The following is a 12443-nucleotide window of genomic DNA, read 5'->3' as shown; positions in this document are numbered from 1 at the left end:
CAACTTATAATTGTACCGCTGAAGCGGTACAACCCATGATATAACCGAAAAATACCGCAATTTTCCCATGTATGTCAATCCCTTCTTACCCCCCCGTCGGAATCTCCTTTTCTCGATCGAGTTCGGCGCACCATCCGACTCAAACACATGAAATGCCACTCCTCATACTCTGCGCCCTAGTTTTGCTACACAATTATTAGAATACTGTATTTTTATAAGATAGGGAAACAGGGAAGATCGATCGCAATAAATTGCCACGCTCCGCATCGCTATCGCGATCGGGTTTCACCTTCTACTTTGATAATTCAATTCGCGGCGGTTGCAAATCTGCAACTTCGCCCCCTTTTAATAACGGCACAAATTCTGCTACTTTTTCCGGGCCAGCTTGTTGCAAAGTGTTCAAAAGTTTAGCACTTTGTCCGACCAAATCTTCAACAGCAATTCCGGCATAACTCGGCTGATAATAACTGAGCCGATTTATGCCTTCGCCCAGCAATATTACTGCACCGCGCCAGTTTTGATTGCTTAAGTGATAAAGCGCGACGGCAATTTGTAATATTCCCTGATAAAACCTTTTGTCGGGTTCGCCCGATTCCATCCACAAAGCCTCTAATGTATCGTGACAAGCGTAAAAATCTTGGCTGTTAAATTGTTCGATACCTTGCCAAAACTCGATCGGCATTTCCTCTGTCATGCGATTGGAGATTGGGGATTGGGGATTGGGGATTCGGAATTCGTGTTTGAGTAGGCGGCGATCGGTTTTTATTAATAGCTAAGTCTTAAAAATAGGAATAATCACGACCAGTTTTCAAAACTACGGCAAATTCACGACCGCCTACTTAAACGATTACATAGTCTCTCTGACAGCTTGAAGCTGATCCATGCCAATTTCCTGATTAGTTCCAGCGAAATCGTTATCTGGCGTCAGAAATAACATACAGTGACATTCTTTCCGCTCGCGCATGGGAATGCAAGGACAGTTCCAGTAGGCGGCTTTGACTTCGGCTTCTTTATCTTCGTAATGGCGACAAGGGCATAGGGGAGCGCCTAGTTCGTCCTTATGTTTTGCTAGTCCTTCTATGACGACAGCAGTGACTGAAGGCTCGGAACAAAAGTAAGTGCCCGTGCGCTTGGCGTAGGTTTCGGAGAAATTCTTCATTGCCTCCAAGGTTTTTTCGTTGGAGAGTTTAGATTTTTCTGTTGTGTTCATAGTTCAGGATCGGAGTTGAGGATGCTACGAGCTTTTGACAATTGTAGCGCAGAATGTGATTTTAAACACTTGATATTTCTGTTTACTTACAAGGAGCAAAATCTTGACAAAAATTGAGTTTTAGGTTGTCGGTTTTTTAGCGATTTTTCACGCATCCGTCTCGGTTCGGGAAACTGGCGGCTGTCCTGGTTTTTGCAGCGGTCTCATAGATTGGGGCGATCGCGCGCCCTTATCAATCATCCCCCACAGCGGATATAAATGAGATAATATAGCACAGCCCTGTCCTTGTGACCAGCATCTGATGGCAATTTCCCCGGATCCCACCGGCCACCAAAATCTCCTCCCTCCCGGCTGATTTTGCTCGCTGACTGTACTTTGGTCAGATTAATGTTAAAATCCACCTCCCGCGCTGCTAGCTACCTCTAGGCGCAGTAAACTATTGGTTTGCACGCTAAAAACTTAATTGAAGTTTGCAATAAGAGCTTTGAAAGCGGAGGATTGATTTGAAATTGATTTGTGAATGAGATTTATGTTACGAAGCGCTTAGGCGCAAAGGGCGCGAAAGAAGAGAAGATGATTTATTTGTTTGCTTTTTGGACAAATAAATAAATGTCATCCCGCTGATATTTGAGTTGAAATTGGGGATTGTTGGCGAGTTGAGTTACTAGGTTTTGTACAAAAGCTCGATCGCTCATCCAGCCAGGATACCTCAGATTAAGCAAGACATACTCAAACTCTGCGAGATTTGGAGGAGGCGTCTGAGCCTGAGTTAAGCGTACTACAGGGCGGTGCGTTAACTGCGGAGCCATGTGAGAAGTTGTTAACACACTGCCTTTTGTGTTAACGAGAGCAATTGCTTCTCTGCTAGCCGGCAAGGTATCCAGAGAATCTACATAAATAGTCCAAAAATAGCCGTATTTTGCCAAAGCCAAGAAACCAATCAACGACCAAATTACAATCACTCTCGGCAATGGATACTTAGGAATTGGCAATCTATCAAATATTATCTTTCCCTGGTGCTGATTCCTCGCTGCTAAACTGGAAATTACGGCAACCAACAAAAACGGCAATATCGGAATAGAATATTGATGAATCAAATCTCGTTGAGCCGGGATATCAGAAAGAATATTCATCGTCAACATCGGAACCGCACTAATTAAAGCTGTCAGATGCCGTGGCGAAAGCCACCAAATTACAGGCAATATCAATAATGCTAAATATTCAAAAGTATCACCAGAAAAAATCCGCCCTAAAATCAGATTTGGTTTCAAGATTAAATTAACAGCTATTTCTAAAACCGAGTTTCCTAAATATTGATATCGCCCGATTCCCGCGTGTTCTCTTCCCTGATTGAAATACGGTATAACTCCCTGAGTAACTACCAGGAACCAACCCACGCCGAGAAATAGAGCTATGAGTCCGCAATTGCGTTTTTTATCAAAACACAAAAGCCACAATCCCATCGCAGCCACAGTTAAAGATAGCACGGCTTTGCAGCTCAAAACTAAGACGATGGCAGCACAAAACCACAGAGTTTTATTCAGCCGCGCGGCTAGGATTGCTGCTAGCAGTGCGGGTAAGGCAATTACTTCTGGGTGGAAGTCGAAGAGGTTGACATTGAAGACTAAGGGATAGAAAAGGTAGATACAGGCGATCGCCCAAGCTATACTATTCTTTAATCCGGCTTGACTGGCCAAACTCCAAACTGGCAAAGCACCGGATGATAGAGCTACGGCTTGCACTAACAACAGCCAATGAACATCGGGATAGATTTTGTAAAGCAAAGCCACGGGATACATCACCCCAGCCGCGTGATTTCCCAGGTGGTGAATTTCGAGAAATGAGGAAAACGGCGTTTGTCCTTGACTGATTAGATACGCTACTTGGTCGTAAATTCCCAGTTCAAAAGCGTTGGATTCAAACAGGGCGTGGCGTACACTGCTACATAGGAAAAATATTAGGGCGAAAAGGGTGATTTGCCAAATTACTGGATGATACTTTAGCTTAAAATTGTTCATAGGGGCGGGTTTATTGGATTGATGCACTTGATCAAAGACAATGGTGAACCGGCACCTACAGGAATTACGGTTAATTCACCAGACTCAATATCAATTATTATTATCATACTAATTGCGCTTTCTTTGAAATAACAAAACATCGTCTTGCTGATAGCTGATCTTAAATTCAGGAGAATTTTTAAGTTTAGCGACGACACTGACAGCAGTATCCGCAGTATCGTGCCAAGGATGGCGCATATTTAATAGTACATACTCAAATTCATTCAAACTTTGTCCGTTGGCAACTTGATGCAGCAATTTAATTGTTGAACGGTGAGCGAGATGAGTTGCTAGGGAATTATCTGTTAAAACATTGCCTTGAGTTTGCACTAAATTAATTGCCTGTCGCGTCGCTTGCCAAGTATCGAGAGACTCTAAATAAATTGTCCCAAAATAGCCGTATTTTGCCAAAATCAAAAAACTCAAAAGCGACCACAAAATTAACAATTTTGACAAATTAGCCAACAGCAATTTCCCCCACCTCCAACTGCGGCGAATCGAAAGGTGGCGCATCCAGATATGTTTAACAGATTTAATAGAAATGCGTTGCGATACTGGCTTCAAAATTTGCGGCATCAAGTGGCGGTGATTCCATAGATAATTCTGGGCATTTTTCCAAAAATTATTGCCTCTTTTCTGTCTGTCTGCTACCGTGGAAATTACAGCAGTTAATAAAAACGGAAATATTGGCACAGAATATTGATGAATCAAATCTCGCTGAGCTTCAATATCAGAGAGAATATTCATGAATAGCATGGGTAAAGCACTAATTAATGGCGACAGTTGGCGCGGGGAAATCCACCAGATTACAGGCAAAAATAACAAAATTAAATATCCCAAAGTATCAGTCGAAAAAAATCGGCTTGCTACTAGATGAGGTTTGACAATTAAATTTATCGCAATTTCCAAAACCGAGTTTCCTAAATAGTGATAGCGCCCGACACCTGCGTGTTGTTTGCCTTGATTAAAGTACGGTACGATTGCTTGAGTGGCTATCAAAAACCAAGCTGCACCGAGAAATATAGCGATGAGTCCACACTTGCGGTTTTTTTCAAAGAAAAATAGCCAAACACCCATCATCAAAACTGTCAAAGATAGCACGGCTTTGCAGCTTAAAATTAAGATGATGGCTGCACAAAACCACAATGTTTGATTGAGTCTGGCGGCTAGGATTGCTGCTAAAATTGCGGGTAAGGCAATTACTTCGGGGTGGAAGTCGAACAGATTGACGTTAAATACTACGGGATAAAGCAGATATACGGCGGCAAGTGCGATCGCCCTTGGTTCATTTAATCCCGCTTGACGTGCTAAACTCCAGCTAGGCCAAGCACCTAAAGCTAGGGCAAAAGCTTGCACGAATAACAGCCAGTGCACATCGGGATATATTTTGTAAAGTAAAGCTAGCGGATAGAAAATAAACGCCGTATGATCACCTAAAATATTAATTCCCATTAATGAGGAAAATGGGGTTTGATTTTTAGAAATCAAGTAAATTGCTTGGTCAAAAATGGCTAAGTCGTATGCAGTGGAATGAAACAAGGCGTGGCGCACGCTACTGGCGGTAAATAAGATTATCGTTGTTACGACAATCATTAAAAATACTGGATGGGATTTTGGAGATTGTAAAGTTAGCATTTTATTTGTTTAATCGGCGATGCGTTTAAATAGTAGAACTTCGTTTTTTTGATAAGTTAATTTAAAAGTGGGATTGTTTTTAAGTTGAGTTGCTAAGGTGTTACCAGTTTTTTCTGTATCGGGCCAGGGATGGCGAAGATTTAATAATATGTATTTAAATTCAGCTAAATTTGTTTGGGGTGAAATTTGTGAAAGTAATTTGACTATGGGGCGGTGGGCAAAGTGAGGGGCAAGTCTATTATCTGTTAAAATACTGCTTTGGGGTTTAACTTCTGCGATTGCTTCCCGTGTGGCTTGCCAGGTATCTAGTCTATTTGCGTACAGAATAAAGTCTTTGGATTCTCCCAGTAATAGGAAAATTATTAATGACCAAATTATCATTGCTTTGGGTAATTGCATTCCCCGCCACAGTTGCGGGATTTGGATGTTTTTAAATTGTATATTTGCGGTTTTAGGTGAGTGAATCTTTTCTGTATTTAGCGATGTAGCTTGATCTGCGTTTTTTATTACTGCTGCTTTGGCGATGATTGCTAAGATTAAAAAAGGAATGATTGGCACTGAATATTGATAGGCTAAGCTGCGTTGAAATGGCAAGTCGGAGAGGATGTTGATAATTAAGGTAGGGATTGCAGGAATTAGGGCTGTTAAATATTTAAGGTTGATTTTTGGGGAGAATGGCAGTAACAGCCAAAATACGGGTAAGGTGAGGATGAATAAGTATTTGAATGCGTCGAATGAAAGGATTTTTCCTAATACTAGCTGGGGTTTTAATATGAGGTTGATGATGATTTCTAGTACGGATTTGCCTAAATAGCTGTAGCGCCCGACTCCTGCGACTTCGCTACCGCTAAAGTAGGGGATGATTTTTTGGGAGGCTATCAAAAACCATGCTACACCGAGCAAAAGTGCGATCGCCCCAAACCGTTGCTTTTTTTCGCAGAAAAACAGCCAGAAACCAATGGCAGCAACGGTTATGGACAAAACAGCCTTGCAACTCAACACTAACAGAATGGCGGTACAAAACCACAGGATTTTATTGAGGCGCGCTGCCAAAATTGCTGCTAACAGTGCGGGTAAAGCGATCACTTCCGGGTGAAAATCAAATAAGTTGATGTTGAATACTACCGGATAGAGCAAATAAATTATGGCGATCGCACGGGATTGTACTTGATTTAAGCCGGCTAAACGCGCTAAACTCCAGCTAGGCAAAGCCCCTAGCGATAAAGCAACTGCTTGTACTAACAGCAGCCAATGCACATCCGGGTAAATTTTGTACAGCAAAGCCAGCGGATAATAGATTACCGCTGCGTGATCTCCCAAAATGTGCATCTCCATCAAAGAAGAAAAAGGTGTTTGGTTTTGGGAGATTAAGTAAATTGCTTGGTCAAAAATCCCCAAATCGAAGGCTGTTGATTGGAATAAGGCGTGCCGTAAACTGCTAGACAAAAAGAAAATTATTGCAGCAATCGCGATCGCCAAAACCAAACTCGACGGTAAGTGCGATCGACCTTCTTCTATATTATCCGTGATTCCAACGCCGATCTCCTCACGGTCATCAGCAAAATTTTTCCCATTCTCCATGAAATCTGGCACTAGCTGACGACTCAAAATATGATTCCTTCAAATGTGCTTGCCACGCAATAGCTAACCGCTAATTTGAGTTCCACTAATCGTAATATTAGAATAATCCACAAAACCTTAAAAAATTGTGAAAGCAATAACTCTTCTCGGCTCCACAGGCTCCATCGGTACTCAAACTCTGGATATTGTAGCTCAATACCCGGAACAATTTCGGATTGTCGGGTTAACTGCCGGACGAAATATCACGTTACTCGCACAGCAAATTCGCCAGTTTAGACCCGAAATTGTCGCGATTTGCGACGAAGATAAACTACAAGAATTACAAGAGGCGATCGCAGATATCGACCCTCAACCTATTTTACTTGTTGGCGAGTCAGGCGTTGTCGAAGTTGCCAAATACGGCGACGCTGAAGCCGTCGTCACGGGCATAGTTGGCTGTGCCGGTTTGCTGCCAACAATTGCCGCTATCAAAGCAGGCAAAGATATTGCCTTAGCGAATAAAGAAACATTAATCGCCGGCGGCCCCGTTGTCAACCCCTTAGTCGAAAAATACGGGGTTAAAGTATTGCCGGCAGACTCGGAACATTCGGCAATTTTTCAATGCCTCCAAGGTATACCAGATGGAGGTTTACGCCGAATTATTCTCACAGCTTCGGGTGGTTCTTTTCGAGATTTGCCGATTGACAAATTAGCAGGAGTAACAGTCGCCGATGCCTTAAAACATCCGAATTGGTCGATGGGGCAGAAAATCACCATTGATTCTGCTACTTTGATGAATAAAGGATTAGAAGTAATTGAAGCTCATTACTTGTTCGGCCTGGATTATGACGACATTGATATTGTCATCCATCCCCAGAGCATAATTCACTCATTAATTGAGCTGCAAGATACGTCTGTTTTGGCGCAATTGGGCTGGCCGGATATGCGATTGCCGCTGCTTTATGCTTTGTCTTGGCCGGAGCGAATTCATACAGATTGGCCGCGACTAGATTTGGTAAAATCCGGGGATTTGACTTTCCGAGAACCAGACCACGAAAAGTATCCTTGTATGCAGTTGGCTTATGCGGCGGGACGTGCAGGCGGCTCGATGCCTGCGGTGCTGAATGCGGCAAATGAACAGGCTGTAGCGCTATTTTTGGATGAAAGAATTCAATTTTTGGATATTCCGAAGTTGATTGAGAATGTGTGCGACAAACATCAAGCTGATAACTGTGAAAGTCCTGGTTTAGAGGATATTTTGGCTGCGGATCAGTGGGCGCGGCTGGAAGTTTTGGCTGGAAGTGTCGAATTGGGCGATCGTATTCTTTCGATTCGCTAATTCTAAGATGCAGACGTACGGTTAAAACCGCGTTTATATAAACAAAACCCACTCCAAGCGGGTTGAAGATAAGATGGTGAAAATTACGTGATTTTTTTCATTTATTTCTTCATTCCGCGGAGGCGGAATTCGTTTTTGTCGGCGCGGTTTCAACCGCCGTATTCTATTTTTCTTGAATCCCTTGATAAAATAGAGCTATGACTCCCATTCTTGGAAGCAACCGATGCAAACAGAAACCAAACCAACAGTATTTGAGCTAAATCAACTAATTATTCCACCAGGAAATAAAATAAAGTTACAAAACGTTAGCTGGGAAATGTACGAAGCTATCCTAGACGAGTTAGGGGAAGGTTACGCACTTCGACTTACTTATTATAAAGAATCACTGGAAATCAGGAGGCTACTACTAGAAGATGAAAAAGCTAAATCACTAATTGGTGACTTTGTTAAGTTACTGCTGGAAGAACTTAATATTGATTGTGATGTTTTAGGTTCTACTACGTTCAAAAGCAAAGAGATGCAAAGCGGCGTAGAACCTGATGATTGTTTCTACATTCAGCACGAAGCTGCTATTCGAGGTAAGGATAGAATAGATTTAACAGTAGATCCGCCTCCCGATTTGGCGATCGAGATTGACAACTCCTCACAAACCAGTTTGAGCAGCTATCAAGCTTTGAAAGTGCCGGAACTTTGGAGATATGACGGGCGAATCCTGAAAATCTATCTGCTCCAAGACGGAAAATATTTTGAGTCTGATACCAGCCCAAATTTCCCCGACTTTCCCATTATTGATGTAATTCCTCAATATGTCGATCACAGCAACACCCAAGGCAGAAGCCCAACAATCAGAGCATTTCGAGCTTGGGTAAAAGAGCAACTACAAATCAAAGACTCGTAGCAGCGGGTTTCACTAACTCCCCACTTTCGCTGCCAAATCAGCCACACTCATTTTTTCGTACATTTCAAAAGGTTGGTGAATCCAAGGATTATCCGCCAAATAATCTACATAATAATCGGGCTTAGCAACAGAACAAGCCTTGTACCAAAGCACAGCAGTCCGAATTTCGTGAATATCCTCGCCGTAGCGATTTTGCAGCCAACCGATACCTTGTTCCAAACTAATTCCCGAATCTACCAAATCGTCAACTAGCAGGATGCGGCTGCCCAAATTATCGCCCACCATTGTCAAATTAGGCGCAAACTCGATCGCCCGCCGAACTTTTCCCTCCGCCCCACTGTATGACGAGGCCGCTAAAATCGCCAGAGGTTTGTCGAAAATCCGCGACAGAGTATCGCCGACGCGCAGCCCTCCCCTCGCCAAACAGACAATGCGATCGAATTTCCATTGAGATTCATCAATTTTTACAGCCAAATCCTCAATTTTGCGATGGTACTCTGACCAAGAAACGTAAAGGTCGCTCATCAAAAAAATGGGTAGAAACCCCGTCCTAAAAGGACGGCTTTACAAAAAGACTTGCCTCAAACCAACAATATCACAGAAAATGTGTTAACGTGTGAGAATGGAAAAAGCCTACCGCTACCGATTCTATCCCACTACTGAGCAAGAAAATCTCTTGCGACGGACAATGGGGTGTACACGGTTAGTGTACAACAAGGCTTTGGCTGCTCGCACAATCGCGTGGTACGAGCATCAAGAGAAAGTTGGCTACAGCCAAACCTCCTCTATGCTGACGAATTGGAAGAAAGAGGAAGAGCTTGATTTTTTGAATGAAGTTAGCTGCGTACCTTTGCAACAAGGACTCAGACACCTTCAAGCAGCGTTTAGCAACTTCTTTGCGGGTCGCGCTAGATATCCTAACTTCAAGAAGAAGCATAACGGTGGCAGTGCTGAATTCAGCAAGTCAGCTTTCCGATGGAAAGATGGACAGGTATTTTTAGCTAAATGCACTACTCCATTGCCAATTCGTTGGAGCAAACAAATTCCCGAAGGGTGCATTCCGTCTACCATTACGGTTAAGTTGACACCTGCTGGACGCTGGTTTGTCTCCATACTTGTAGACGACTATACAATCAAGCCACTTCCGAAGATAGATAAATCTATTGGATTGGATGTAGGAATAACCAGCCTAATTGCTACTAGCGATGGCGATAAAATCGCCAATCCTAAGCACTTTAAAAAACTTCGCAAGAAGTTGAAAAGGAAACAGAAAGCGTTAGCCCGTAAGCAAAAGGGTAGTAACAACAGGCAAAAAGCGCGGGTACAAGTAGCAAACATCTATGCACAGATCACCGATGCGCGTCAAGATTTTCTACATAAATTAACAACTCAACTAATTCGTGAAAACCAAACGATTGTAGTTGAGGATTTAGCTATCAAGAATATGGTGAAAAACCATAAATTAGCTATGGCGATCAGTGATGCTAGTTGGAGCGAACTAATTCGCCAGTTGGCGTACAAATGCGAGTGGTACGGTCGAGAGCTAATAAAGATAGACCGCTGGTTTCCCAGTTCTAAGCGTTGTGGAAACTGCGGGTATATTGTAGATAAATTACCGCTGAATATTCGGGAATGGGAATGTCCTAAATGTGGGACAAACCATGACCGAGATATCAACGCTGCAAAAAACATTTTGGCGGCTGGGCTAGCCGTGTCAGTCTGTGGAGCAACTGTAAGACCCCAAGAGAGTAAATCTCGGAAGGCTGGTGCTACGAAGCAGAAACCTAATCAGTGATGATTGGGAATCCCCGTACCTTGTTTGACGGGGTGGATGTCAAGCCTAATATTATTGAAATATCAATGATATTATTCAATATTTTGGGGAAAATGACATGAATGCAGATGAACTTCTCAGACGGTATGCAGCCGGAGAACGGGTTTTTCGTACCGTAGACTTGGCTGGGATCAATATTTCAAGGACAAATTTGCGCGATATAGACCTGACTGGAGCTAGTTTAACAGGTGCAAATTCGATCGGCATCACGCTCTACAGAGCCAATCTGTATCAAGCAGATATCAGCCAAGCCGACCTCTCCCAAGCCAACCTCATGTCCGCTAATTTCGGCGAATGCGAGGCGGTGGGAGCGAATTTAAGCGGAGCCATCTTGCGGAGTGCCGTGCTCAGCGGAGCCGATTTAACGGGGGCGAGTCTCAGAGGTGCAGACATCAGAGATGCCAATCTTCAGCGGGCAATTTTGATGCAAGTTTATGCAGTAAACGCTAACTTGCAAGGTGCCAACTTGAGCGAAGTCAAACTTTGCGGAATCAACCTCAGCAAAGCAAATTTAACCGACGCCAACTTAACACAAGCTGACTTGAGCAATGCTAATTTAGCTCAAGCAAATTTGAGTTGGGCAAATTTGACAGAAGCAAATCTCGAAAAAGCCGATTTGAAGGGAGCCAATTTAAGCGGAGCTAACTTGAGTTGTGCAAATCTGCATCTAGCAGATTTGAGTGGAGTTTCCCTTAAGGGAGCAAATCTCCGGGGAGCAAACTTGCATCAAGCCAATTTGCGTGGGACAAATTTGAACGAGGCGAATCTGAGAGAGGCGATGATGCCAGATGGCAAAATTTCTGAGTAAATAAGCTGGCAAAACAGAAGTTGAAACCGCAGGGTGCTGGTGATGCACCCTACATTTAGCTTAATTCCAGATTTTATTGAGGCGATTTAATTCTGCCTTCTGATGACTCCGCCCAAAAATGGATAAAAGCGCCCGATATTCGTTGTGGATAGTCAAAAATTTTAGATAAAAGTTCAATCTCCAGATTCATCTGTTGATTAAATCTAAAATCTAAAATCTAAAATTGATTGACAGTGCATTTCCAGAGAAGTGGCAAATATTTTTGGGTCACGATTTAATCTACAACTTTCAGCCAGCCCCGGCGAACGGCGTGAAGCAAGCGGTTGATGGCTGTTTGATCTTCTTCGGTAAGACTGTCATTTAACAGCGCTGTCTTGAGCTGTTGTCGGTGAGTGGGAGTCAGCAGACCGGAGTGATATACCTGAAACACTAGCTCTGCAATAGTAAATTGAGGTAAAAACGTTTGGGTCATCATTGCTTTTTTTGTTCATTTAACTGACATTTGACATTATTGACTAATTTTATGAATATTTATGTGATTTAAATAGGTGAGTAAATGTGATCTGTTGGATCTTAATTTGTGATTTGTGTCAACCGAATTGGGGGAGCGGATGTTTCCTCGATCGAGAGAGCAACTCGAAACAAAAACTCCGTCCCGATTCCTCGCTTTTGGCAACTGCGATATCTGTAGTCTTTGTTAATATATAGCGGTTCTCAAGCGTGGTGAGCTATGCCCTATGCTCTATGCCCTATGCCCTATGCCCTATGCCGTTCGCGTACCTAATATGAGAGCTCGAAAGGCTATAATCTGACACATCAATTAATACTTATCTCATAATAGATTACTTAATATCTGCTCACCAATGACTGCTAATTAAATCGATCGCCTTAATTAAACATAAAATTTTTACTGTCTTCAGACATCCGGTTTTGGTTCCATTTACTGCGTGTCTTGGTGTGGTTTTTTTCCGTGGATCTACTTAATGACTGCTGACTGCTGACGGTTTAAGATCAAAAATCCCGACTTCTTCAAGAAACCGGGTTCGATCGCCACGATCGCAGCATAATTTTTTTTATGAGAGGGTTAATGGAGCGACCTACT

Annotated in this window: 11 protein-coding genes; 4 read left to right on the top strand and 7 right to left on the bottom strand. The window is 42.9% G+C overall.

All coding sequences use genetic code 11. From position 1 onward, the window contains the following. Positions 1 to 292: 292 nt before the first annotated feature. The 5 genes from QUB52_RS02350 to QUB52_RS02330 form a co-directional block, all read right to left on the bottom strand. A complete protein-coding gene (locus QUB52_RS02350; RefSeq protein WP_332972296.1) occupies positions 293 to 694 on the bottom strand; it encodes a DUF309 domain-containing protein in 402 nt (133 codons plus the stop codon). A 153-nt stretch (positions 695 to 847) separates the two neighbouring features. Beyond that, positions 848 to 1210 carry a ferredoxin thioredoxin reductase catalytic beta subunit gene (locus tag QUB52_RS02345; RefSeq protein WP_265233595.1) on the bottom strand — a complete coding sequence of 121 codons (363 nt, stop codon included), beginning with the start codon at positions 1208 to 1210 and terminating at the stop codon, positions 848 to 850. Positions 1211 to 1788: 578 nt separating this feature from the next. Beyond that, positions 1789 to 3228, bottom strand: a complete 1440-nt coding sequence (locus QUB52_RS02340) for a DUF2079 domain-containing protein (protein WP_265233596.1) — start codon at positions 3226 to 3228, stop codon at positions 1789 to 1791. Positions 3229 to 3336: 108 nt separating this feature from the next. Continuing rightward, positions 3337 to 4902 (bottom strand): DUF2079 domain-containing protein, encoded by a 1566-nt coding sequence (locus tag QUB52_RS02335; RefSeq protein ID WP_332972295.1) that lies wholly within the window; start codon positions 4900 to 4902, stop codon positions 3337 to 3339. Positions 4903 to 4911: 9 nt separating this feature from the next. Further along, the gene (locus QUB52_RS02330) at positions 4912 to 6483 is read right to left on the bottom strand and encodes a DUF2079 domain-containing protein (RefSeq protein WP_332972307.1); all 1572 of its coding nucleotides are present in this window, start codon (positions 6481 to 6483) and stop codon (positions 4912 to 4914) included. A gap of 127 nt (positions 6484 to 6610) precedes the next feature. Here QUB52_RS02330 and dxr point away from each other — a divergent pair, with 127 nt between their 5' ends. Both dxr and QUB52_RS02320 read left to right on the top strand, forming a co-directional pair. Beyond that, the gene (gene dxr, locus QUB52_RS02325) at positions 6611 to 7801 is read left to right on the top strand and encodes a 1-deoxy-D-xylulose-5-phosphate reductoisomerase (protein ID WP_332967141.1); all 1191 of its coding nucleotides are present in this window, start codon (positions 6611 to 6613) and stop codon (positions 7799 to 7801) included. A 223-nt stretch (positions 7802 to 8024) separates the two neighbouring features. Further along, positions 8025 to 8699, top strand: coding sequence for a Uma2 family endonuclease (locus QUB52_RS02320; RefSeq protein WP_332972294.1), 675 nt, complete (start codon positions 8025 to 8027; stop codon positions 8697 to 8699). Positions 8700 to 8711: 12 nt separating this feature from the next. On the opposite strand, the gene QUB52_RS02315 is transcribed toward QUB52_RS02320, so the two are convergent. Continuing rightward, the gene (locus QUB52_RS02315) at positions 8712 to 9224 is read right to left on the bottom strand and encodes a phosphoribosyltransferase (RefSeq protein WP_332972293.1); all 513 of its coding nucleotides are present in this window, start codon (positions 9222 to 9224) and stop codon (positions 8712 to 8714) included. A 97-nt stretch (positions 9225 to 9321) separates the two neighbouring features. On the opposite strand from QUB52_RS02315, the gene QUB52_RS02310 reads away from it, so the two are divergent. Together QUB52_RS02310 and QUB52_RS02305 are read left to right on the top strand one after the other, a co-directional pair. Beyond that, positions 9322 to 10494 carry an RNA-guided endonuclease InsQ/TnpB family protein gene (locus QUB52_RS02310; RefSeq protein WP_332972292.1) on the top strand — a complete coding sequence of 391 codons (1173 nt, stop codon included), beginning with the start codon at positions 9322 to 9324 and terminating at the stop codon, positions 10492 to 10494. A gap of 97 nt (positions 10495 to 10591) precedes the next feature. Continuing rightward, positions 10592 to 11341, top strand: coding sequence for a pentapeptide repeat-containing protein (locus tag QUB52_RS02305; protein ID WP_265233602.1), 750 nt, complete (start codon positions 10592 to 10594; stop codon positions 11339 to 11341). 274 nt (positions 11342 to 11615) lie between these two features. Here QUB52_RS02305 and QUB52_RS02300 read toward each other — a convergent pair whose 3' ends face one another. Next, entirely contained in the window at positions 11616 to 11816 is a 201-nt protein-coding gene (locus tag QUB52_RS02300; protein WP_265233603.1) for a hypothetical protein, read from the bottom strand. Positions 11817 to 12443 lie beyond the last annotated feature (627 nt).

Origin of the sequence: Microcoleus sp. A6-C6 (assembly GCF_036705955.1) — a bacterium.
In the GTDB taxonomy this organism is placed as follows: Bacteria; Cyanobacteriota; Cyanobacteriia; order Cyanobacteriales; family Microcoleaceae; genus Microcoleus.
The sequence above is the reverse complement of the archived record's forward strand: the minus strand, read 5'-3'. Positions and strand labels throughout refer to the sequence as shown.